Raw genomic sequence first — 23,171 nt, forward strand, 5'->3', positions numbered from 1 at the left:
GGGCTTCATGCAGCAGTTGTTACAGCTTGTCGAGCAGCACAAGGCCGGTATGCCGGTCGGGATCTTTTCCGTCTGTTCCGCCCATCCCTGGGTTCTGAAGGCCGCGCTGCGGCAGGCCAAAGCCCGCGGCACGCCGGTGTTGGTGGAGGCGACGTCCAACCAGGTCAATCAATTCGGCGGCTATACCGGCCAAACGGCGGCCCAGTTCCGCGATGGGTTGTGGCGTCTGGCGGATGAAGTAGGCCTGGCGCGCGAGCGCGTGTGGCTGGGTGGCGATCATCTGGGGCCAAACGCCTGGCAAGATCGCCCGGCTCAGGAAGCGATGGCGCTGGCGGAAATCTTGATAGACGATTACGTTCGCGCCGGATTTCGCAAAATTCACCTCGATTGTTCCATGTCGTGCGCCGATGATCCCTCGCCCCTGGGGGATGCCACGGTTGCCGAGCGGGCGGCGCGTTTGTGCGCGGTGGCGGAACGCGCCTGGGCGCAGAGCGGCGGCGAAGCGCCGGTCTATGTGATCGGCACCGAGGTGCCGGTGCCGGGCGGCGCGCAGGAGGCGCTGGCGGGTCTGCAGGTCACCACGCCGCAGGCGGTGGCGCAAACGCTGGAAACGCATCGTATCGCCTGGCAAAAAGCCGAGCTGAACGATGCCTGGCAGCGAACTATCGCGCTGGTGGTGCAGCCGGGCGTCGAGTTCGATCACCACAGCGTTGAGCATTACCAACCGCAGCGCGCCGACGCATTGAGCCATTTCATCGAACGGCAGCCGGGCATGATCTATGAAGCGCACTCTACGGATTACCAACCGCCGCAGGCCTACCGCCAACTGGTGCGCGATCACTTCGCCATCCTGAAGGTGGGGCCGGCGCTGACCTTCGCGCTGCGCGAAGCGCTGTTCGCCCTCGATCGCATCGAACGCGAATGGTTGGGGGAACGCCAGTCGGCGCAGCTGTGCGCCACGCTGGAGCAGGTGATGCGCGAGCAGCCGCAGCAGTGGAGCCGCTATTACCACGGCACGCCGCACCAACAGTATCTCGATCGCCACTACAGCCTGAGCGATAGGGTGCGTTACTACTGGCCGCAGCCGCAGGTGCAGCAGGCGGTCGACGGTTTGCTGGACAACCTGCGCCGCAGCCCGGCGCCGCTGGCGCTGCTCAGCCAGTACCTGCCGGATCAGGCGCGGTCGCTGAACGCCGGCGAATTGAGCGCCGATCCGCAGGAGTGGGTGCTGCATAAAGTGACGCAGGTGCTCGACGATTACCACGCCGCCTGTTACCCGGAGGGCCGCTGACATGCCGAACATTTTAATGACTCGCATCGACAATCGTCTGGTGCACGGCCAGGTGGGCGTGACCTGGACCAATACCCTCGGCGCCAACCTGGTGGTGGTGGCCAACGACGAGGCCGCCGCCGATCCGGTGCAGCAGAACCTGATGGACATGGTGGTGGCGGAAGGGGTGCAGACCCGTTATTTCACGCTGCAGAAAACCATCGACGTGATCCACAAGGCGGCGGATCGGCAGAAGATCTTCCTGGTGTGCAAAACGCCGCAGGATGTGTTGACGCTGGTGCGCGGCGGGGTGCCGATCCGTTTCGTCAACGTCGGCAACATGCACTTCGCCGAGGGGAAGCGGCAGGTGCACAAAACGGTGTCGCTGGACGACGGCGACGTGGCCGCGTTCCGCGCGCTGGCGGAACTGGGCGTGGAGTGCGAAGTGCGCCGGGTGCCGGATGAAGCGGGCGAGGCGATCGGCAAACTGCTCTTTTGAGCCAGGGGGGAAGCATGTTGACGGATGCGCTATTGATTGCGTTGTTGGCCGGATTGGCCGGGGTTGACCTGTTCGACGGTCTGACCCATTTCCACCGGCCGGTGGTGATGGGGCCGCTGGTGGGGCTGATTTTGGGCGACGTCTACACCGGGTTGCTGGTGGGCGGCACGTTGGAGCTGGTGTGGATGGGCATGGTGCCGCTGGCGGGCGCCCAACCGCCGAACGTGGTGATCGGCGGAGTGATCGGCACCGCGTTCGCCATTCTGACCAAGGCCGACCCTAAAGTGGCGATCGGCGTGGCGGTGCCGTTCTCGATTGCGGTGCAGGGCTGCATCACGCTGCTGTTTACGCTGTACTCACCGATGATGCACCGCTGCGATCGCATGGTGAAAGCGCTGAACTGGCGCGGCATCGAACGGGTGAATTACCTGGGCATCAGCATTCTGTTCATCTTCTATTTCGTGGTGGCGTTCCTGCCGATTTACTTCGGCGCCGATGCGGCCAGCGACATGGTGCAGAAAGCGCCGGGCTGGCTGCTGGACGGGCTGGCGGTGGCGGGCGGCATGATGCCGGCGATCGGTTTCTCGCTGCTGATGAAGGTGATGATGAAAAAAACCTACGTGGCCTATTTTATCCTTGGTTTCATCTCGGTCACGTTTCTCAAGCTGCCGATCCTGGCGGTGGCGCTGGGCGCCCTGGCGATCGCTTTGATTGATTTCTTCAACACGCAACGCGGCACGGCAGAGGCGACCGCCCGGCCCGCTCCGCAGGAGGACGCCGAAGATGGCATTTAACGATTCCGACGATCTGCTGGCGCAAAAGGCCGAGCAGCGCATGGCGCAGGCGCTGGCCACCAGCCAGGTGGAGCAGGACGATTATCTGGACAGCCAGCCCGCCGAAGCGCTGACGCGCGGCGACATCAACCGCATGGCCTGGCGTTCGCTGCTGTTGCAGGCGTCGTTCAACTACGAGCGCATGCAGGCGGGCGGCTGGCTGTATCAGTTGATCCCCGGGCTGCGCAAGATCCACCGCAACCCGCAGGATCTGGCCAACTCGATGAAGATGCACATGGAATTTATCAACGTGCACCCGTTCGACGTCACCTTCCTGACCGGTTTGGTGCTGGCGATGGAGCAGAACAAGGAGAAGATCTCCACCATTCGCGCGGTGAAAGTGGCGCTGATGGGGCCGCTCGGCGGCATCGGCGACGCGCTGTTTTGGCTGACGCTGTTGCCGATCTGCGCCGGCATAGGCGCTTCGCTGGCATTGGAGGGCAGCCTGTTCGGGCCGATCGTCTTCCTGCTGCTGTTCAACCTATTCCACTTCGGCCTGCGTTTTGGGCTGGCGCACTACGGTTATCAGGCCGGCACCAGCGCGCTGGCGCTGCTGAAGACCCACACCCGGCGCATTTCTCACGCCGCGTCGATCGTCGGCATGACGGTGATCGGCGCGCTGGTGGCCTCGTATGTGCACCTGTCCACGCCGCTGGTGATGCACGCCGGCAAGGCCAGCGTGGCGCTGCAGACCGACGTGCTGGACAAGCTGATGCCCAACTTGTTGCCGCTGTGCTTCACGCTGCTCATTTTCTTCCTGATGAAGCGCGGTTTCTCGCCGGTGAAGCTGATTGGCGTCACCGTAGCGATCGGCGTGGCGGGCAAATTTATCGGTATTTTGTGAGGAGCGGGCTATGCCAGGCATTGTGATTACCGGCCACGGCGGCTTTGCCACCGGGCTGTTGCAGGCGGTGGAACAAGTGGTGGGGCCGCAGCGGCACTGTGCGGCGGTCGATTTCCCCGAACAGATGAGCACCGCGCAGCTCAACGACGCCCTACGCTCGGCGCTGGCGGCGGTGGCGCAGCCGGACGGTGTGGTGTTCCTGACCGATATGCTCGGCGGTTCGCCGTTTCGCAGCGCCTGCGAACTGGCGGATGCGCAGGGCGATTGCGAAGTGCTCACCGGCGTCAACATGCAGTTGGCGGCGGAAATGATGCTGGAGCGCGATGGGCTGAATCTGGATGAATTTCGCGAGATGGCTTTGGCGTGCGGTAAACGCGGCCTGACCAGCCTGTGGCATGAACGCCGCCGGGTGAAGTGCGAAGATGCGCAGGCCGATGGCATCTGAACGAAAACCGGGCGCGCCCGCGCCCGGCTTCGTGAGTTATGCCGGCAACGGGCTCAGCGCCAGGCGCGCCGGTTGGTCTTCGCCGCGGCTGAAGCGCCAGCAGGTCTGATGGTACTTCGCCACGCTGTTGCGGTGCGCTACGCTGATCAGCGTCATGTCCGGCAGTTCATCCACCAGCAGGCAGTACATCAGCTGCTCGGTTTCGTCGTCCAGCGCGCTGGTGGCCTCGTCGAGGAACAGGATGCTCGGGCGAATCAACAGGGCGCGGGCGAACGCCAGCCGCTGTTGCTCACCCGGCGACAGGCGATGGCTCCAGTTGGCGGAGGTATCCAGCCAGCGCTGCAGGTGTTTCAGACGGCAGTTTTCCAGCACCCGCATCAGCTGTTCGTCGCTGTATTCTGACGCCAGGCTCGGGTAGCTCAGCGCCTCGCGCAGCGTGCCGATCGGAATGTAGCTGCGCTGGGGCAGGAACAGCGTGTTGGCGTTGGCCGCCACCCCGATGGCGCCCGCGCCGTAAGGCCAGATACCGGCGATGGCCCGCAGCAGCGTCGACTTGCCGCAGCCGGAAGGGCCGACGATCAGCAGGCGATCGCCGCGTTGCAGCGTCATCTCTGCGCCGGCCAGCAGCGGTTGGCCGTCGGGCAAGTTCAGGCTGAGGTTATCCAGCGTCAACGGATGGGCGGTCTCTTCCCGCAGCTGAATGCCGCGCGGCTGATGGTGAACCTGATCGACGGCGGCGTTGAAGCCGGCCAAACGGTTAACGCAGGCTTTCCAGGTCGCCAAGTCGTTAAACGCGTCGATAAACCACGACAGCGCACCCTGCACCTGGCCGAAGGCCGAGGCGATCTGCATCAGGCCGCCCATCTGAATGGCGCCGGAGAAGTAGCGCGGCGCCGCCACCAGCAGGGGAAACACGATGGCGAACTGGCCGTAGAAGTTGGTGGCGATGTTCAGCCGCCGGGTGATGCGCATGATCGCCCACCAGTTGCTGCGAATGGTGTCGAAACGGTCACCCAACTGTTGCGCCTCGCGCGGTTCGCCGTGGTATAGCGCAATGGCGTCGTTGTTTTCGCGGATGCGGATCAGGCCGAAACGGAAGTTCGCCTCATACCGCTCCTGGTTAAAGCCCAGCATGACCAGCGGTTTGCCGACCCACCAGATCAGCAGCGATCCCAGCACCGCATACAGCAGCGCGAACCACACCATATAGCCGGGCAAGGTGATGGCGTGTTGACCGAGCGCGAAGGTCATCGGCCCGCTGACGTGCCATAAAATGTCGATAAAGGAAAACAGCGTCACCAGGCTGGAGAGCAGCCCGAGCGACAGTGACAGGGTATATTGAGTCAGTACGTTGAGATCTTCAGCGATACGCTGATCGGGGTTATCGACGATCTGCTGCTGCTCGGTATGGTAATACGCCTGGTGCGCCAGCCATTTTCCCATGAACTTTTCCGTCATCCAGCGCCGCCAGCGCATCTGCAGCCCCTGAGTCAGGTAGATCTTGTAGACCGCCAGCACGATGAAGATCAGCGCCAGATAGGTGAAGCGCCACAGCTGCGCCTTGAACACCGGGTAGTTTTTGTTCTGCAACGCATCGTAGAACACCTGGTTCCACTGGTTGATCTGCACGCTGATATAGACCAGACCAAGCGACAGGACGACGATGGCTGTTAGCATCATCCAGGCGCGCCATCGCTCCTCAGACACCCAAAAGGGTTTGATCAACTGCCACACGGCGTGTTTCTGCAAGGGGGTTGCGTTCATAACGGCTCGATAATTGCGGTGTTTTGTTCAGCATGGGCTGCGGGCCGGTAACAAACAAACCGCGACTGTAAGCAGTTTTGACTCCGCTAACCGTTTGAAATAAGGCGGCTGAATCGTCAGCGGCGCGCTGGCGGGCGCAATTGCGGCATACACTCCGGCGCAGGGCGGTTATACTGGCGCCGAATTTTTGCAGAAAGGATAAACGATGAAGGCTTGGTTTCCCCTGTTGCTGACCTGCGGCGTCTTCGCCAGCGCCCGGGCCTGGGCGCACATTGACGAGCCGGACATCGCCGCCGACTGTCAAAAGGTGGCGAGCTACGCCGAACTGGGAAAAAAGGCCTATCAGCGGCAGGATTACGCCAAAGCCGCCGACATCTTTCGCGATCAGGCGGCCTGGAGCGAGTTTTGCGGCCTGAGCGAGCAGGCTGTCGCCACGGCTTACAACAACGTGGCGCTGTCGCTGATGCACGCCGGGGAATTGCTCAAGGCGCAGGCCTATCTGGCGCTGGCGCCGCACGACGACAAATCGCAGCACAACATGAGCCTGTTGCGCCAACGCCTGGCGCAGCAGCCGCAGCCCAAGGGGCCGGGCGGCGTGTATTGGCAATACGCCGGGCGCGGCGTGTGGAGCGAAGTGGCGGTGAAGCCGCAGGGCGATCGCTGGTTGATCGCGTTTTCCGGCTACGCCATGCCGCAGATGGGGCTGTATTACGGGCCGAACATGGGCGACTTCACCGCCGAGCTGCCGATCGAACACGGCAAGGCTGTCTACCACCAGCATGAAGCGGAAAGCGCGCAGGTCTGCGACGTGACGATGGCGTTTGGCGAACAAGCGCTGGAGATGCATACGCGGGGGGATTGCGGGTTCGGTCACAACGTGCGGGCGGAAGGGCGGTTCGTGCGGGTCGAATGACTCGCCCCGGCGATCGGGGCGAGAAGGGTTACGCCAGCGCGGCGGCGCCCAGCAGGTTCTTCCAGGCTTCCACATTGCCCAGATAGTTCCCGGCCGGCAGCAGATGCAGGTGGCCTTCGCTGTCCTGCAGCGCAAAGGTCGGGAAGCCCTGGCCTTGCACTTTGGCGAGCAGCGCCCGGCTTTCCGCGATGTGTTGCGCGGTCGGTGCGCCGCTGTTGAAGCGCATTTCGGCGATAAACGCCGCCGAAGGCAACCCCAGCTCTTTCGCCAACGCTTCCAGCACCGGCGTGTCGGCGATGCGCCGGCCTTCCTTATAGTGCGCCTGCTGAATGCGATGCAACATGTCCAGCCCGCGTCCAGACAGCTTTTCCGCCGCCAGGATAGCGGTGATCGGCGGTTCGGAATCCATCACCGCCGTGGTGTCGCGCAGTAGGCCGTTGAAATAGGCTTCGCCGAACGGCTGGCCCGTCATTTCGGCGATGCGTTTGTCGTGCGGAATGACATAGTTGCGCCACTCGTCGGTGATCTGGCGGCGATTGTTGCCGGTCATCATGCCGCCGGCGTGCGGCACGATCTTCAGCCCGGGGAGGCTCTGAGCCGCTTTCACCAGCGGCGCGGCGCCATAGCACCAGCCACACAGCGGATCGAAAATGTAATGTAACGTGGTTTCGGTCATCTTTACTCCTCGCTTGGCGCGCGGCAACTCGCCGCGGCGCCGGGGCTGGTTCAATCACGCAGGGGCGCTTATTGCGGCCACTTCATCTCGCCTTTCAGCACTTTTGCGCTCAGTTCCAGGCTCGATTCGTCTTTCAGCGTCGGGTAGTGCTTTTTCATCGCTTCAATCAGCGCGGCGGAGTCCTTGGCCTTCGGCAGTTCGGCTTCCAGCGTGGTCAGGTATTTCTGGGTAAAGTGCACCGATGCCAGCGTTTGCGCGGCGCCTGGCAGGAAGTGGCCCGGCACGACGACCTGCGGCTTCAGCGCTTCGATGTTTTTCAGCGTCTGCTGCCAGTGCTGGCGCGATTCCTCGGTCTGGTTGTCGGCGATCCACGGATGGATATTGTCACCGGCGACCGCGACGCCGCCCACGACCGCTTTCAGCGCCGGGATCCAGACGAAGGTGCGATCGGGGGTCGGGCCGTTCAGGCCTTTCACTTCCACTTTCTGGCCGTCGATGGTGAAGCTGTCGCCCTGCAGCGGCTGTGGCACGATCACGGTTTTCGGCGCGTTGTCTTTCAGGATCGGGCCCCAATAGGCGACTTTGCCGTCTTTGGTGGCGTTGATGTCCTTGATGGTGCCTGGCGAAGCGATGATTTTCGCCTCCGGGAAGGCCGCCTTAATCACGTCCAGACCGAAATAGAAATCCGGGTCTGAGTGGCTGATATAAACGGTGGTCAGCTTCTTGCCGGTCGCCTTGATCTTTTTCACCAGCTCTTCGGCATCGTTACGCTGGAACTGAGCGTCAATCAGCGCCACTTCGTGTTGGCCGCTGACGATTTCGGAAGACACCGGGAACACGCTTTTCTCGCCCGGGTTATACACTTCCATGGTCAGGGTATCGGCAGCGGTGGCGTAAGTGCTCAGTGTGGCGACGCCGGTGAAGGCCAGAGTTAACAGTGATTTCTTAAACATGGGCAGAGGTCCTTAGGTATCGGTTAATGTTGTAACGATGTTAGGTTGCATAAAGCGATAGAAAAACCGGATAATAAGCAATTATTCGTTGCATAAATCGGACTAATCATGGATCGCATTACCGCCGCTGAGGTTTTTGTCACCATCGTCGATCGCGGCAGCATGATCGCCGCCGCGGAAACGCTGGAGATGTCGCGCGCGATGGTGACGCGCTACCTGGCGCAGATGGAGCAATGGGCCGGGGCGCGTTTACTGCACCGCACTACCCGTAAGCTTAGTCTGACCGACGCCGGTGAGCGTACTCTGGAACGTTGCCGACAAATGTTGGCGCTGGCGGGGGAAATCGATCTGGTGGAGGAAGGGCAGAGCGACGAACTGCGCGGCCTGCTGCGCATCACCTGTTCGCAGTCGCTCGGGCAAACGGCGCTGGTGGGGGCGGTCGCTCAGTATCTGAAGCGTCACCCGCAGGTGGCGGTCGATCTGCAGATGAACAACCGGGCGGTGAACCTGGTGGAAGAGCGCATCGATCTGGCGCTGCGCATCACCAACGAGCTGGATCCCAATCTGATCGCCCGTCCGCTGTCCACCTGCGCATCGGTGGTGTGCGCCGCGCCGGCGTATCTGGCGGCACACGGCACCCCGCGCCAACCGCAGGATCTGGCGTTGCACAACTGCCTGACCTACTCCTATTTCGGCAAAAGCCTGTGGCACTTCGATGCTCAGGGCGTGAAATCGGCGGTGGCGGTCAGCGGCAACCTGAGCGCCAATGAGTCGGTGGTGTTGATGGCCGGCACGGTGCAGGGCGCGGGCATTTCCATGCAGCCCTATTATTCGGCGGCCCCGCTGCTGGCCAGCGGCGAACTGGTCGAATTGTTGCCGGATTACCGGCCGCAGTCGATGGGCATCTACGGCATCTACACCTCGCGTCGCCAGATGCCCGCCACCTTGCGCACCATGCTGGACTTTCTGGTGGAGTGGTTTGCCACCGATCCGCAGTGGCAGGCGACGCTGCGCTAAGGCCTCGGCAATATTCCCACGCCGCTTTCAGCGCCTGACAGCGGCGGCCAGCCGGGCGGAGAAGCGTGCCGCCTGCTGATGCAAATGGTCGATAAAGGCCGTGACCAGCGCCGATGAAGGGCGGTGCAGCGGCCGGATCAGGCTGACGGTGAACGGCACGTCGATGCTGAACGGCCGCACGTGCACGCCGCTGCCGGCATAGTCGAGCGCCGTCAGCGGGTTAACGATCGACACCCCCACGCCGGCTCTCACCATGGCGCACACTGACGCCGCACTGTGCGTTTCCATCACCATGCGGCGCTCGACGCCTTGCTCGGCGAACAGCGCATCCAGCAAGTGACGATAGCTGTCGGTGCTCGACAGGCTGATGAAGTTCTGCCCGGCGAAGTCCTGCGGCGTCAGCTGGTCTTTTACCAGCAGCGGGTGGCCCGTCGGCAGCACGCACACTTCGTTCAACGTCATCAGCGTCACCCGTTCGGTGCCCGCCGGCGTGAGGGTGGTTTCCGTCAGCCCGAGATCGTGGCGCTGGGCAGACAGCCACTCTTCCAGCAGCGGCGACTCTTGCGGGATCACGCTGAAGCTGACTTCCGGATAACGTTCGATAAAGGGCTGGCACACCGCCGGCAGCAGCGATTGGGAAAATACCGGCAGGCACACGATCGACAGCTGCGCCTGCTGAAACTGGCGGATGCCGGCGGCGGCGTTGACGATGCGATCGAGGCCGTAATAGGAGCGTTGCACCTCTTCGAACAGCCGTAGGCCCTGCACCGTGGGGGACAAGCGCCCGCGCACCCGGTCGAACAACTGCAGCCGAATCAGCTTTTCAAAGCGCGCCAGCTCGCGGCTGACGGTCGGTTGCGAGGTTTGCAGCAGGGCCGCCGCCTCGGTCAGGTTGCCGGTGGTCATCACCGCCCGAAAGATTTCGATCTGCCGCAAAGAGATACTGTGCATGGCGAGGCCGCTCGACTGTAGAGAAAGCCATATCATAAATGAATAGACTACGGCTAAATAGATATTTTTCACTCGATTCAGCGTGCGGCACTATGGCTTTATCTGCCGTCATTTTCGAATTGGGAATATCGCCATGCCACGCCCGTTGCACGACACCTCCACCGCGTTGAACGCCGCTAACCTGCTGGCTTTGCCGCAGCGTTTCGGCTGCCCGGTCTGGGCTTATGATGCGGACATCATCAGCCAGCGCATCGCTCAGCTGCGCCACTTCGACACCATTCGTTTCGCGCAGAAGGCCTGTTCGAACATTCATATTTTGCGCTTGATGCGCGAGCAGGGCGTGAAGGTGGATTCGGTGTCGCTGGGCGAGATCGAACGGGCGCTGCAGGCCGGTTTTCAGCCGGGCGGCGAACCGAGCGAGATCGTGTTTACCGCGGACGTGTTGGATCACGCCACGCTGGCGCGCGTCAGCGAATTGAAGATCCCGGTTAACGCCGGTTCCATCGACATGCTGGATCAGCTCGGCCAGGTTTCCGCAGGGCATCCGGTGTGGCTGCGCGTTAACCCGGGATTTGGCCACGGCCACAGCCAGAAAACCAACACCGGCGGCGAGAACAGCAAGCACGGCATCTGGTATGCCGACCTGCCGCAGGCGGTGGAGAAGATCCGCCGCTATGGCCTGCAACTGATCGGCGTGCACATGCACATCGGTTCCGGCGTCGATTACCAGCATCTGGAGCGCGTCTGCGATGCGATGGTGCAGCAGGTGATCGATCTCGGTCATGACATCAGCGCCATTTCCGCCGGCGGCGGCCTGTCTATCCCGTATCAGTACGGCGAAGAGGCGATCGATACCGAACACTATTTCGGTTTGTGGAATCGGGCGCGTGAACGCATCGCCGCGCATCTGGGGCATCCGGTGCAGTTGGAGATTGAACCCGGGCGTTTCCTGATGGCGGAAGCGGGCGTCTTGGTGGCCGAGGTGCGGGCGGTGAAAGACATGGGCAGCCGCCACTTCGTGCTGGTGGACGCCGGTTTTAACGATCTGATGCGCCCGGCGATGTACGGCAGTTACCACCATATTTCGCTGTTGCCGGCCGATGGGCGCGATACCTCGGGGCAAGCGCTGCGCGAAACGGTGATCGCCGGGCCGCTGTGCGAATCCGGCGACGTGTTCACCCAGCAGGCGGGCGGCGGCGTGGAAACCCGAGAGCTGCCGCCGGTGCAGATCGGCGATTATCTGGTGTTTCACGATACCGGCGCCTACGGCGCGTCGATGTCCTCCAACTACAACAGCCGTCCGCTGTTGCCTGAAGTGCTGTTCGAAAACGGCGAGCCGCGATTGATCCGCCGCCGCCAAACCATCGAAGAACTGATCGCGCTGGAACTTATCTGATCAGCCGGCGGGCGTCTGGCGCCCGCTTCACAGCGTTATGCGGCGGCATGATTACGGCTGTTCGTGCGCGTTGTTGAGGGTGGCGACCGAGTGGCGGCGCACCAGCGTTGGGCTGAACATGTTGGTGATTTCCGGCAACGGTTGCCGGTTGGCCAGCGCCAGCGCCAGCTCCGCCGCCTGGGTCGCCATCGCCACGATCGGGTAGCGAATGGTGGTCAGGCGTGGGCGCAGGTAGCGCGAAATCAGCACGTCGTCGAAACCGATCAGCGAAATCTCCCCCGGTACGTCGACGCTGTTATCGCTCAGCACCGACAGCGCGCCGGCGGCCATCGGATCGTTGTAGCAGGTAATGGCGGAGAACGAACGGCCGCGGCCGAGCAATTCTGTCATCGCCTGTTCGCCGCCGATCTCGTCCGGTTCGCCATAGGCGATCAGCTTTTCATCCACCGCGATGCCGTGTTCCCGCAGCGCGTCGAGATAGCCCTGCAGCCGGTCGGTGGCGTCGGAAATCTGGTGGGTGGAGCAGATGATGGCAATGCGCTGATGCCCTTGCTGGATCAGATGACGGGTCGCCAGCCAGGCGCCGTAGCGATCGTCGAGCGCCACGCAGCGCGTTTCGAAGCCCGGCAGCGTGCGGTTGATCAGCACCATGCCCGGGATCTGTTGCATCCAGCCGCAAAGTTCCTGATCGCTCAGCCTTTTGGCGTGCACCACCAGCGCTTCACAGCGGTGCCGCACCAGCTGTTCAATCGCCTGACGCTCTTTTTCGGCGTCGTGGTAACCGTTGCCAATCAGCAGAAAATTGTGGGTGGCGTAGGCCACCTGCTCGACCGCCTTGACCATCGCGCCGAAGAAGGGATCGGAAACGTCGGAGACGATCAGGCCCAGCGTCTCGGTGGATTGCTGCGCCAGCGCTCGTGCGTTGGCGTTAGGGTGATACTGCAGCTGTTCCATGGCGGCCTGCACCGCGGTGCGCGACCCTTCGCTGGCCTTGGGGGAATTGTTTATCACGCGGGATACCGTGGCCACGGAAACCCCCGCCAGCCTGGCAACATCCTTTATCGTAGCCATATCAGTCAACACATCCTGGGTAATCGCTTACATCCCCCAGTTTTGCGGAAAAAAACCGGGGCTGCAAGCGGTCTCGTGCGCAACTTGTGGCGGCCGTTGCAGAATCTCTTCGAGTCTGTACGCATAACCATCGACGACCGAACGATAGCGCAATTTGTACGTTGGCACTGGCGGCGGGCTGAGGTAACGTCTGTGCATTCCGATTTGCGCCGAGAATGCCATGTCCATTAAACGCTATCCGCAGCTCGCCCATTGGGGCGCTTATACCGCCGTGGTTGAAGACGGCCGGCTTATCCGTTGTGAACCCTTCGTCGACGATCCCGATCCTTCGCCGCTGCTCGATTCCATCGTACCGATGGTCTACTCCGACAAACGCATCCGCAAGCCGGCGGTGCGCCGCTCGTGGCTGCAAAAGCGCGAGGGCAGCGACCGTACGCTGCGCGGCAGGGAAGATTTCGTCGAGGTGGATTGGGAGTTAGCGCTCGATTTGGTGGCGCAGGAGAATCGCCGGGTGCGCGATCGCTACGGTGCCTCCGGGCTGTTTACCGGCTCTTATGGCTGGTCGTCGGCAGGGCGGCTGCACCATGCCCGCTCGCTGGTGCGGCGGTTCTACTTCAGCGGCGGCGGCGGCGTCGATCAGCAGGGCAACTACAGCTGGGGCGCGGCGCAGTTTTTCCTGCCGTATGTGATCGGCACTTTCTCGCCGTTGACCGGGCGCGTCACCAGTTGGCCAAGCGTGGTGGAGCACTGCGAACTGTTTGTGGCGTTTGGCGGGTTGGCGCTGAAAAACGCCCAGGTGTCTTCCGGCGGCGCGGCGGAGCATGCGCTCAAGCCCTGGCTGCAAAAGCTGGCGCGCAAGGGCACGCCGGTGATCAACATCAGCCCGATGCGCGACGACTGCCCCGAGTTCGTCAATGCGGAATGGATCCCGATCCGGCCGAATACCGACGTGGCGCTGATGCTGGCGCTGGCTTACGAAATCCAGCAGCTGGGCGCGCAGGATGAAGCCTTCCTGCACAGCCACTGCGTGGGTTATCAACAGTTGGCGGATTACCTGAACGGCGTGAGCGACGGCGTGGCGAAAACGCCGGCCTGGGCCAGCGACATTACCGGCATTCCGACGGCGCGCATCGCGCTGCTGGCGCGGCAACTGATCGGCGTGCGCAGTTTTATCACCTGTTCCTACTCCGTGCAGCGCGCGCATCGTGGCGAGCAACCGTACTGGATGATGATCGCGCTGTCGGCGATGCTGGGCCAGGTGGGGCTGCCGGGCGGCGGCTTCTCGTTCGGCCACGGCTCAATGAACGGCGTCGGCAACCCGCGCGTGGATACCCCCGCGCCGACCATGCCGGTAGGCGATAACCCGGCCGGGCTGGCGATCCCGGTGGCGCGCATCTGCGACATGCTGCTGCACCCTGGCGAAGCCTATCAATTTTGCGGCGAGACGCGGCATTATCCGGATATCCATCTGGTGCACTGGGCCGGCGGCAACCCGTTCCATCACCATCAGCAGTTGAACCGACTGGTGGAAGGCTGGCAGAAGCCGGATACGGTGATCGTACAAGATATCTGGTGGACCGCGGCAGCCAAAATGGCGGATATCGTGTTGCCGGTCACCAGTTCGCTGGAGCGCAACGACATCGGCGGCTCGTCGCGCGATCGTTACGTGCTGGCGATGCATCAGGCGATTGCACCGCAGCATCAGGCGCGCAACGATTTCGATATCTTCGCCGATCTGGCGGAGCGCCTGGGCTATCGCGAGCGCTTTACCGAAAACCGCGACGAGCGGGCCTGGATCGAAGCTATCTACCGGCAATGCGGCGCTGCGCAGCAGCGCGCCGGCGTCGCCTGGCCCGAGTTTGAGGTGTTCTGGCAACGGGGCTATGTCGAGCTGCCCGCTCCGGCCAAAGAGTTTGTATTTTTTGACGCGTTCCGCGCCGATCCCCAGGTTAACCCGCTGCAAACGCCCAGCGGCAAGATCGAGTTGTTCAGCGAGCGGATCGCCGGCTATCGCTACGAAGATTTCGCTCCGCATCCGCAGTGGCGGCCGCCGGTGGAGTGGCTGGGCGCGCCGCAGGCCAAGAATTGGCCGCTGCACCTGATCTCCATTCAACCGAGCGATCGCCTGCATAGCCAGATGGATCCGGCGCCGCTGGCGCAGGGCAACAAGACCGCCGGGCGCGAAACCCTGTATATGCATCCGGACGATGCGGCGCCGCGCGGGGTGGCGGACGGCGCCGAAGTGCTGGTCAGCAATGCGCGCGGCAGCTGTCTGGCGGGGGTATCGCTCACCGATGGTGTGACGCGCGGCGTGGTGTTGATGGCGACCGGTGCCTGGTTCGAGCCGGGTTTCGACGCACAGCGCCGGCCGCTCGAGCAGGCGGGCAACCCGAATGTGCTGACGCTGGATATTGGCACCTCGCCGCTGACGCAGGGGCCGAACGCCATGAGCTGCCTGGTCGAGGTCAGCGCGCGATGAGTGAAGATTTCACGTCTGGGTCACTGGCTCGTCGTTGTTATATTTATTTTCGTCGCTGCGGGAAGGTTTAAGTTTCATTGAGTTATTACAGCAGATCGCGGGAAATTTACAGCTGGTTGCATTTGGAGCAGAACTCTTGCGATTCGGCGGTAGTTTCCTGCACGCCATCTCTCTAGAGTAGGTGATCCCAGAGGTATTGATTGGTGAGAAATCAGCATACTCTGTATGTTGAAGCCATTTTCAATTGCACCAACCTACGCGGATGCGTAGGTTTTTTTTTGCCTGCCATATAGTATTCTTTTCCCTACAACGATTTACGCCTCCATGGCCAAGGGAGAAGGGCATGATCTTTTCACTGCTGCGCGCGCTGTTTCGCCTGTTGTTTCGGGTTCGGGTCGAAGGGGGTGTCCAGCACTTCGAACGGCAAAAACTGCTGATTACGCCGAACCACGTCTCTTTCCTCGACGGCGTGCTGTTGGCGCTGTTCCTGCCGATAAAACCGGTGTTTGCGGTTTACGCCAGCATCGGCGAGAGCTGGTTCATGCGCTGGCTTCGGCCCTACATCGATTTCGTCTCGCTCGATCCCACCAAGCCGATGGCCATCAAGCAGCTGGTGCGCATGGTCGAACAGGGGCGGCCGATCGTCGTGTTCCCTGAAGGGCGCATCACCGTGACCGGCGCGCTGATGAAAATCTACGACGGCGCGGCGTTTATCGCCGCCAAATCGGGCGCCACCGTGGTGCCGGTGCGGATCGACGGCCCCGAATTCAGTCCGTTCGGCCGCATGGCCGGGGTGTTCAAGATCCGCTGGTTTCCGCAAATCAGCATCCGCATCTTGCCGCCGACCACGCTGCCGATGCCGGAGGCGCCGCGTGCGCGCGTGCGTCGGGCGCTGGCGGGCGATCGGCTGATGCAGATCATGATGCGGGCGCGCATGGAGACGCGCGAACCGCAGACGCTGTTCCATGCCTTGCTGGCGGCGCAGCGCCGCTATGGGCGTCGCAAGCCGTGTATCGAAGACATCGCTTTCAAAGAGGACAGCTACCAAACGCTGATCAAGAAATCGCTGGGCGTCAGCCGCATTCTGCAGCGCTTTACCGCCGAAGGGGAACACGTCGGGCTGCTGTTGCCAAACGCCACCATCACCGCGGCGGCGATCTTCGGCGCTTCGCTGCGCAACCGCATTCCGGCGATGCTCAACTACACCGCCGGCGCCAACGGCCTGAACAGCGCGATGACCGCCGCCGGCATCAAGACCATCGTCACCTCGCGCCAGTTCCTGGAGAAGGGCAAACTGACCCACCTGCCGGAGCAGGTGACGCAGGCCAACTGGGTGTATCTGGAGGATCTGAAAGACACCGTTACGCTGGCGGACAAGCTGTGGATCCTGCGGCACTTGCTGCAACCGCAGCGCGCGGCGTTGCCGCAACGCCCGGAGGACGCGGCGCTGATCTTGTTCACTTCCGGCTCCGAAGGCCACCCCAAGGGCGTGGTGCATTCGCATGCCAGCCTGCTGGCCAACGTAGAACAAATTCGCACCATCGCCGATTTCACGCCGCGCGACCGTTTCATGTCATCGCTGCCATTGTTCCACTCGTTCGGCCTGACGGTGGGGTTGCTTACGCCGCTGATCACCGGCAGCCGCATTTTCCTCTACCCCAGCCCGCTGCACTATCGCGTGGTGCCGGAGTTGGTGTATGACCGTAACTGCACGGTGCTGTTCGGCACGGCGACCTTCCTCAACAACTATGCGCGCTTCGCGCATCCGTATGATTTCGCCCGCCTGCGCTATGTGGTGGCCGGCGCGGAGAAACTGGCGGACAGCACCAAACAGATCTATCAGGATAAATACGGCATCCGCATTCTGGAAGGCTATGGCGTGACCGAGTGCGCGCCGGTGGTGTCGATCAACGTGCCGCTGGCGACCAAGGTGGGCACCGTTGGCCGCATCATGCCGCAGATGGAGGCGCGCTTGATCGCGGTGCCGGGCATCGATAACGGCGGCCGTCTGCAGCTGAAGGGGCCAAATATCATGAAAGGCTATCTGCGGGTTGAACGTCCCGGCGAGCTGGAACCGCCGGCGGCGGAAGATGCGAACGGCGTGCTGCAGCCGGGTTGGTATGATACCGGCGATATCGTCAGCCTGGATGAGCAGGGTTACTGCACCATTCGCGGGCGCGTGAAGCGCTTCGCCAAGCTGGCGGGCGAGATGGTGTCGCTGGAGAGCGTCGAATTGCTGGCGCAACGGCTGTCGCCGGAAAAGCTGCATGCCGCCACGGTCAAAAGCGACAGCAGCAAAGGCGAGGCGCTGGTGCTGTTCACCACCGATCCCGCCATTACCCGCGAGGCATTGCTGCGGGTGGCGCGCGAGCTGGGCAGCCCGGAGCTGGCGGTGCCGCGCGATATTCGCCTGTTGAAAACGCTGCCGGTGCTCGGCAGCGGCAAACCTGATTTCGTCACCCTGCGTCATATGGCCGAACAGCCGGAGAGTGCCTGATGAATCCTTCGACCGAATCCCCTTTGTTGTCACGCGGCATGATCGCGGTGATCAGCGCGCAGTTCCTCTCGGCGTTCGGCGACAATGCGTTGCTGTTCGCCACGCTGGCGCTGATCAAGCAGCAGCTGTATCCGGACTGGAGCCAGCCGATCCTGCAGATGGCCTTTGTCGCCACCTACATCATCCTGGCGCCGTTTGTCGGCCAGGTGGCCGACAGCTTCGCCAAAGGGCGGGTGATGATGTTCGCCAACGCCCTGAAGCTGGCGGGGGCGTTGATGATCTGTTTTGGGGGGAACCCGTTTTGGGGTTACAGCCTGGTCGGCGTGGGTGCCGCCGCGTATTCTCCAGCCAAATACGGCATTCTGGGCGAGATCACCAGCGGCGAGAAGCTGGTCAAGGCTAACGGCCTGATGGAGGCCTCGACCATCGCCGCCATTCTCACCGGTTCGGTGGCCGGCGGTATTCTGGCGGACTGGCACGTGGTAGCGGCGCTGGCGGCCTGCGCGTTGGTTTACGCAGGGGCGGTGGTCGCCAACCTGTATATTCCACGTCTGGCGGCGGCGCGCCCAGGGGCTTCATGGCGGCCGCGGGCCATGACGAACAGCTTTCTTACCGCCTGCGTCACATTATGGCGCGATGGGCAGACGCGTTTCTCTTTGATCGGCACCAGCCTGTTTTGGGGGGCCGGCGTGACGCTGCGTTTTCTGTTGGTGCTGTGGGTGCCGGTGGCGCTTGGCATTGCCGATAACGCCACGCCGACGCTGCTGAACGCCATGGTGGCCGTCGGTATCGTGGTCGGCGCCGGCGCCGCCGCGCGCTTCGTCACGCTGAAGACGGTGAAGCGCTGCATGCCGGCCGGGATCCTGATCGGCGTCGCGGTCGCGGTGTTTGCGTTGCAAACGACCATGCTCAATGCCTACGTCTTGCTGGCGATCATCGGCATGCTGGGGGGCTTCTTCGTGGTGCCGCTCAATGCGTTGCTGCAGGAGCGGGGCAAGCATTCGGTCGGCGCCGGCAATGCGATCGCGGTGCAAAACCTGGGTGAAAACGCCGCCATGTTGCTGATGCTGGGCCTGTATTCTTTGGTCGTGAAGCTGGGCGTGCCGGTGGTGGGCGTCGGCGTAGGGTTTGGCGTGGTGTTTGCGCTGGCGATTAGCGCATTGTGGTGGTCTCAGCGGCGGTGAAACGGGGCGCAGCCTGGCTGCGCCCTCAGAGGAATTAAGGCGCCGGAATGGTAAACCGGGTGTGGATTTCTTCGAGCGCCTGCAGCACGTCCTCATCCAGAATCACGTCAAGGCTGTCGAGGTTGATTTTCAACTGATCCACCGAGGTGGCGCCCAACAGGGTGCTGGCGACGAACGGCTGCTGACGCACGAAGGCCAAGGCCATCTGCGAAGGATCCAGTCCGTGTTTTTTGGCCAGCGCCACGTATTCGGCGATCGCCAACTGGGTTTGCTGCCCTGAATAACGGTTGAAGCGGGTGAACAGCGTATTGCGCGCGCCGGCCGGTTTTGCGCCGTTGAGGTATTTACCGCTCAGGGTGCCGAACGCCAGGCTGGAATAGGCCAGCAGTTCCACCCCTTCGTGCTGGCTGATCTCGGCCAGGCCAATCTCAAAGCTGCGGTTCAGCAGGCTGTACGGGTTTTGAATCGACACGATGCGCGGCAGCTCATGTTTCTCCGCCAGCTGCAGGTAGCGCATCACGCCCCAGGGCGTTTCATTGGAAACCCCGATATAGCGGATCTTGCCGGCGCGCACCTGCTCGGTCAGCGCCTCCAGCGTTTCCAACAGCGTGACCGTGGCTTTGTCGTCGGTGTATTGATAGTTGAGTTTGCCAAAGCAGTTGGTGGCGCGCTGCGGCCAGTGCAGTTGATAAAGATCGAGATAATCGGTGTTCAGCCGTTTGAGGCTGGCGTCCAGCGCGGCGCGGATGTTCTTGCGATCGAGCGCCTGCTGCGGGCGGATGCTGCTGTCGGTGCCGCGCACCGGCCCCGAAACTTTGCTGGCCAGGACGATTTTTTCGCGATTGCCGCGCGCCTTGATCCAACTGCCGATATAGCTCTCGGTCAGGCCCTGGGTTTCCGGGCGGGGCGGCACCGGGTACAGTTCGGCGGTGTCTATCAGGTTCACGCCTGCGGCCAATGCATAGTCCAGTTGCGCATGGGCGTCGGCTTCGCTGTTCTGTTCGCCAAAGGTCATGGTGCCCAGTCCCAGCACGCTCACTTCTAAAGAACTGTGGGGAATACGGTGGTATTGCATTAACGGCCTTCCTTTCTTGTTAGCGCTGACGGGCCGCGCGGCCCGGTGAAACAGGAGCCCAATTCAGAAGACGGCGCAAAGTCCGTCGGGCGGCGATGTCGCCTTTCCTGACTATAACCAAGCGGTGAAGATGGGGGAAGCGGATTCAGTGCGCAGGCGAATGAGGGCTACCGCGCTTGAACGGGCGATAGCCGGCGAGCGGTGATTAGCGTTCGATAACCTGGGAAACCTGATCGCCGTTGATCTGGCGGTGGTTGCCTTTCTCGTCTTTATAACTGATGAGTCCGGTGTCTGTGTCGATCTCCGGTTTTCCTTGCGTCAGGATCATGTTGCCGTCTTTAGTCGCCATGACGTAGTCGCTGGAACATCCCGCCAAACCGGCGGCCATAACCAGCGCAGACACTGCCATTACCCACTTTTTCATCCTGCGGATCCTCGATTATGCAGAAAACAATGTTCTTTCAAGATTAGCAAACTCTCGGCCGGGGGCGTCTCAGATAAGTCTTTATCTGATAAGAAAAAGTGAAATGAGGGGGCAATGAAACGGCGGAAGCCGCCGGTGGCGGCTTCCATATCGCGTTATTCCGGCGCGTGATTTTTTTTGCTGCGCATCAGATTGAGCGCTTCTACCGACATGGAGAAGAACATGGCGAAATAGATGTAGCCTTTCGGCACGTGCACCTGGAAGCTTTCCAGCATCAACGTGAAGCCCACCAGGATCAGGAACGCCAGCGCCAGCATTTTTACCGACGGATGGCGGTTAACGAACTCGCCGATCGGCCGGGCGGCGAACATCATCACGCCGACGGCGATCACCACCGCCGCCATCATGATGAACAGATGGTCGGAAAGGCCCACGGCGGTAATCACCGAATCCAGACTGAAGATGATATCCAACAGCATGATTTGCACGATCGCGCCGAAGAAGCTGTGCACCTTGGTGTGGTGCTCTTCTTCCGAACCTTCGATGGTTTCGTGGATCTCTTTGCTGGCTTTCCAGATCAGGAACAATCCCCCCAGCAGCAGGATTAAATCGCGGGCGGAAATGGCGTGATCCAGCACGGTGAACAGCGGGTGCGTCAAGCGGATCACCCAGGCGATAGAGGCCAGCAGCGCCAGGCGCATCAGCATGGCGGCGGCCAGCCCGAGCCGGCGAGCTTTGTTCTGTTGCGCTTTGGGCAGCTTGGCTACCACCAGCGACAGAAAAATGATGTTATCAATACCCAGTACGATCTCAAGAATGGTTAGCGTACCTAACGCTAACCAGGCATTGGGATCCATAATCCATTCGAACATTGCCCGACACACCTTAATAAATGCAAAGCGTGAATTATACGCGTTTATCGCGGCGCTGACAGGGTTAGCTAAACCAGAGTTAAACGAAATCGCTTAGATTGAGAAATGTCTTGCCAGCAGCGCGCCGGTAAAGCCCTTTTTCAGATAGAAACCGCGCGGCAGCGTCATGATAGGTTGCCCCTGTTCGCCGATGGCTTCGGTGAGCGCCTTGTTGTTGGCCGCTTTGGGGCGCAGTTGCAGCACTTCGCCGTGGCGTGCGGTGATGCGTTCTACGTGACCGAGCACGATCAGATCCATCAGTTCTTCCCAATCGCGGCGTAACCTCTCTTCTTCTGCAAGGCTCGGGCTCCACAGCAGCGGCGAACCGACGCGGCGCTGGGCCAGCGGGATTTGCCGTTCGCCTTCTACCGGTATCCACAACACGCGCGCCAGCTTGTGGCGAACGTGGCTGCTGGCCCAGGTGACGCCGCTGTTGCCGGTGAGCGGGGCGACGCAGACGAAAGTGGTTTCCAGCGGTTTGCCGGCGGCGTCGACAGGAATGGTTTTCAGCTCAATGCCCAACTCGGGAAAATCCTGTTCCGGTTTGCTGCCGGCCATGGCGCCGAGATACAGCTCCAGCAGCATGCCCACCCAGCCTTTATCGCGTTTCAGATCCTTGGGGATCGGCAATTGCGCACGGGCGGCCAGTTCGCCAAAGCTGAAGCCGGCCAGCGCCTGAGCGCGCTCGAACAGCTGCCGTTCATTTTCCGGCGGGGGCGGCAAAGGGGATAAAAATGCCATAAATCAAGCCTGTCGAATTTGGTTGAAAAACGTACTGCAATTATACACGGCGAGCGATAACCGCTATCGCCTGGGGAAAAGAATAATAGTAGCATGATTTTACATGACTTTTTTTCTTTCTTTACGCGGGCGACAATGCACTCGCGGGGCTTGTTCACCTGAAGCCACCGACAATAAACAGGATCTTACACCTATTTATCCACAGATTTATGGGATAACCCAAATTTTTACCGATCACTGGTTCAATTTACAGCCTTGACTCAGGCGGGTTTTTACGAATTTGTCCGTTTTGTGCGTAACTTGCCCGGATAATCTGTGGATAAAAACGGCGTTGGTGGATCTTTCGCCAGGGTAAGATCCTTACCGTGCATAGATCACATTTTTGTCCTGTGCATCACTGCGAGATATTGGTTAACTATATGTTTTTAAATTTAATATTTGTTTTTGGGTATGAGGGCGGATTTTAGGGGACGAGAGTTTTACCGGCTTATCCCTCGAGTTCTGCACACACCTATCCACAGAAAAAGTGAATAAAACCGGTCTAAAAGGCTGGGGTATGTTTATAACTTTGCCAATATCTGTGAGTTATCCCAATGTTATCCGGCCCGCAGCGCCGTAAAGCAGTGGTTTACCGCCTGTAGCTTGTGTGAAACAATCAGGACATCTATGCGAATTTAAGCTTATCGAGGTAGTCCGGTGATCGATGATGATGGCTACCGCCCGAATGTTGGTATCGTAATCTGTAATCGTCAGGGGCAGGTCTTATGGGCCCGCCGTTACGGTCAGCACTCCTGGCAGTTTCCCCAAGGTGGGATTAACCCTGGCGAAACTGCGGAGCAGGCGATGTACCGTGAGCTGTTCGAAGAAGTGGGGCTGAGTAAAAAGGATGTGCGCATCCTGGCTTCGACCCGCAACTGGTTGCGCTATAAATTGCCGAAACGTTTGGTGCGTTGGGACACAAAGCCGGTTTGTATCGGCCAAAAGCAAAAATGGTTTTTGTTGCAGCTACTGTGCAATGACGCTGATATCAATATGCAGCGCAGCAGCACGCCGGAGTTCGACGGTTGGCGCTGGGTGAGCTTCTGGTATCCGGTGCGCCAGGTGGTGTCGTTCAAACGCGACGTCTACCGCCGGGTGATGAAAGAATTCGCCGTGACCGTGATGCCGATGCAAGAGCAGGCGGCGCCGCGGCAGGCTCCCGCTTATCGCCGAAAGAGAGGTTAAGTTA

Annotated in this window: 21 protein-coding genes; 12 read left to right on the forward strand and 9 right to left on the reverse strand. The window is 61.3% G+C overall.

Annotated features, from left to right (window positions below):
* The first annotated feature begins 7 nt into the window (after positions 1 to 7).
* The 5 genes from ACMGGK_RS03855 to agaF are packed head-to-tail and all read left to right on the forward strand — an operon-like array spanning position 8 to position 3,891.
* Positions 8 to 1,291, forward strand: a complete 1,284-nt coding sequence (locus ACMGGK_RS03855; protein WP_420276705.1) for a D-tagatose-bisphosphate aldolase, class II, non-catalytic subunit — start codon at positions 8 to 10, stop codon at positions 1,289 to 1,291.
* Position 1,292: 1 nt separating this feature from the next.
* Positions 1,293 to 1,769: a PTS N-acetylgalactosamine transporter subunit IIB gene (agaV, locus tag ACMGGK_RS03860; RefSeq protein WP_004931808.1), complete on the forward strand. Its 477-nt coding sequence runs from the start codon at positions 1,293 to 1,295 to the stop codon at positions 1,767 to 1,769.
* A gap of 14 nt (positions 1,770 to 1,783) precedes the next feature.
* Positions 1,784 to 2,563: a PTS N-acetylgalactosamine transporter subunit IIC gene (gene agaW, locus ACMGGK_RS03865; RefSeq protein ID WP_239442480.1), complete on the forward strand. Its 780-nt coding sequence runs from the start codon at positions 1,784 to 1,786 to the stop codon at positions 2,561 to 2,563.
* The gene (locus ACMGGK_RS03870) at positions 2,553 to 3,446 is read left to right on the forward strand and encodes a PTS system mannose/fructose/sorbose family transporter subunit IID (RefSeq protein ID WP_420276706.1); all 894 of its coding nucleotides are present in this window, start codon (positions 2,553 to 2,555) and stop codon (positions 3,444 to 3,446) included. Before agaW ends, ACMGGK_RS03870 begins: the two co-directional genes overlap by 11 nt.
* A 10-nt stretch (positions 3,447 to 3,456) precedes the next feature.
* Positions 3,457 to 3,891, forward strand: a complete 435-nt coding sequence (agaF, locus tag ACMGGK_RS03875; protein WP_016929935.1) for a PTS galactosamine/N-acetylgalactosamine transporter subunit IIA — start codon at positions 3,457 to 3,459, stop codon at positions 3,889 to 3,891.
* 36 nt (positions 3,892 to 3,927) lie between these two features.
* On the opposite strand, the gene ACMGGK_RS03880 is transcribed toward agaF, so the two are convergent.
* Entirely contained in the window at positions 3,928 to 5,655 is a 1,728-nt protein-coding gene (locus ACMGGK_RS03880; RefSeq protein WP_028127675.1) for an ABC transporter ATP-binding protein/permease, read from the reverse strand.
* Positions 5,656 to 5,860: 205 nt separating this feature from the next.
* Here ACMGGK_RS03880 and ACMGGK_RS03885 point away from each other — a divergent pair, with 205 nt between their 5' ends.
* Entirely contained in the window at positions 5,861 to 6,568 is a 708-nt protein-coding gene (locus ACMGGK_RS03885) for a tetratricopeptide repeat protein (RefSeq protein ID WP_420276707.1), read from the forward strand.
* A gap of 28 nt (positions 6,569 to 6,596) precedes the next feature.
* Here the strand turns inward: ACMGGK_RS03885 and ACMGGK_RS03890 are convergent, their stop codons facing one another.
* Together ACMGGK_RS03890 and ACMGGK_RS03895 are read right to left on the reverse strand one after the other, a co-directional pair.
* Positions 6,597 to 7,244, reverse strand: a complete 648-nt coding sequence (locus ACMGGK_RS03890) for a DsbA family protein (protein WP_048324783.1) — start codon at positions 7,242 to 7,244, stop codon at positions 6,597 to 6,599.
* 68 nt (positions 7,245 to 7,312) lie between these two features.
* Positions 7,313 to 8,197, reverse strand: coding sequence for an MBL fold metallo-hydrolase (locus tag ACMGGK_RS03895; protein WP_016929931.1), 885 nt, complete (start codon positions 8,195 to 8,197; stop codon positions 7,313 to 7,315).
* Positions 8,198 to 8,305: 108 nt separating this feature from the next.
* Here ACMGGK_RS03895 and ACMGGK_RS03900 point away from each other — a divergent pair, with 108 nt between their 5' ends.
* Positions 8,306 to 9,214: a LysR family transcriptional regulator gene (locus ACMGGK_RS03900; RefSeq protein ID WP_015378928.1), complete on the forward strand. Its 909-nt coding sequence runs from the start codon at positions 8,306 to 8,308 to the stop codon at positions 9,212 to 9,214.
* Positions 9,215 to 9,241: 27 nt separating this feature from the next.
* Here the strand turns inward: ACMGGK_RS03900 and ACMGGK_RS03905 are convergent, their stop codons facing one another.
* Entirely contained in the window at positions 9,242 to 10,165 is a 924-nt protein-coding gene (locus ACMGGK_RS03905) for a LysR family transcriptional regulator (RefSeq protein ID WP_016929930.1), read from the reverse strand.
* Between the two features lie 133 nt (positions 10,166 to 10,298).
* Here ACMGGK_RS03905 and lysA point away from each other — a divergent pair, with 133 nt between their 5' ends.
* Complete coding sequence (lysA, locus tag ACMGGK_RS03910; RefSeq protein ID WP_016929929.1) at positions 10,299 to 11,561, forward strand: diaminopimelate decarboxylase; 1,263 nt, start codon at positions 10,299 to 10,301, stop codon at positions 11,559 to 11,561.
* 51 nt (positions 11,562 to 11,612) lie between these two features.
* Here lysA and galR read toward each other — a convergent pair whose 3' ends face one another.
* Positions 11,613 to 12,632, reverse strand: coding sequence for an HTH-type transcriptional regulator GalR (galR, locus tag ACMGGK_RS03915; RefSeq protein WP_004931832.1), 1,020 nt, complete (start codon positions 12,630 to 12,632; stop codon positions 11,613 to 11,615).
* Between the two features lie 220 nt (positions 12,633 to 12,852).
* Between galR and ACMGGK_RS03920 the strand changes: the two genes are divergently transcribed.
* The 3 genes from ACMGGK_RS03920 to lplT all read left to right on the forward strand — a co-directional run bounded on the left by ACMGGK_RS03920 (position 12,853) and on the right by lplT (position 18,792).
* Complete coding sequence (locus ACMGGK_RS03920; RefSeq protein WP_420276708.1) at positions 12,853 to 15,111, forward strand: molybdopterin guanine dinucleotide-containing S/N-oxide reductase; 2,259 nt, start codon at positions 12,853 to 12,855, stop codon at positions 15,109 to 15,111.
* 343 nt (positions 15,112 to 15,454) lie between these two features.
* Positions 15,455 to 17,608, forward strand: a complete 2,154-nt coding sequence (aas, locus tag ACMGGK_RS03925; RefSeq protein ID WP_197759228.1) for a bifunctional acyl-ACP--phospholipid O-acyltransferase/long-chain-fatty-acid--ACP ligase — start codon at positions 15,455 to 15,457, stop codon at positions 17,606 to 17,608.
* On the forward strand, positions 17,608 to 18,792 hold the full coding sequence (lplT, locus tag ACMGGK_RS03930; RefSeq protein ID WP_016929925.1) for a lysophospholipid transporter LplT: 1,185 nt from the start codon (positions 17,608 to 17,610) through the stop codon (positions 18,790 to 18,792). Before aas ends, lplT begins: the two co-directional genes overlap by 1 nt.
* Positions 18,793 to 18,826: 34 nt before the next feature.
* On the opposite strand, the gene ACMGGK_RS03935 is transcribed toward lplT, so the two are convergent.
* The 4 genes from ACMGGK_RS03935 to mutH all read right to left on the reverse strand — a co-directional run bounded on the left by ACMGGK_RS03935 (position 18,827) and on the right by mutH (position 21,943).
* Positions 18,827 to 19,867: an NADP(H)-dependent aldo-keto reductase gene (locus ACMGGK_RS03935; protein WP_016929924.1), complete on the reverse strand. Its 1,041-nt coding sequence runs from the start codon at positions 19,865 to 19,867 to the stop codon at positions 18,827 to 18,829.
* Positions 19,868 to 20,072: 205 nt separating this feature from the next.
* A complete protein-coding gene (locus ACMGGK_RS03940) occupies positions 20,073 to 20,291 on the reverse strand; it encodes a YgdI/YgdR family lipoprotein (protein ID WP_016929923.1) in 219 nt (72 codons plus the stop codon).
* Between the two features lie 155 nt (positions 20,292 to 20,446).
* Complete coding sequence (locus ACMGGK_RS03945) at positions 20,447 to 21,163, reverse strand: TerC family protein (RefSeq protein WP_016929922.1); 717 nt, start codon at positions 21,161 to 21,163, stop codon at positions 20,447 to 20,449.
* Between the two features lie 93 nt (positions 21,164 to 21,256).
* Entirely contained in the window at positions 21,257 to 21,943 is a 687-nt protein-coding gene (mutH, locus tag ACMGGK_RS03950) for a DNA mismatch repair endonuclease MutH (RefSeq protein WP_033632226.1), read from the reverse strand.
* Positions 21,944 to 22,639: 696 nt separating this feature from the next.
* Here mutH and rppH point away from each other — a divergent pair.
* Positions 22,640 to 23,167 carry an RNA pyrophosphohydrolase gene (rppH, locus tag ACMGGK_RS03955; protein WP_004931849.1) on the forward strand — a complete coding sequence of 176 codons (528 nt, stop codon included), beginning with the start codon at positions 22,640 to 22,642 and terminating at the stop codon, positions 23,165 to 23,167.
* The last annotated feature ends 4 nt before the right edge of the window (positions 23,168 to 23,171 follow it).

Origin of the sequence: Serratia sp. BNK-33-b (assembly GCF_048684565.1) — a bacterium.
GTDB lineage: Bacteria > Pseudomonadota > Gammaproteobacteria > Enterobacterales > Enterobacteriaceae > Serratia > Serratia marcescens.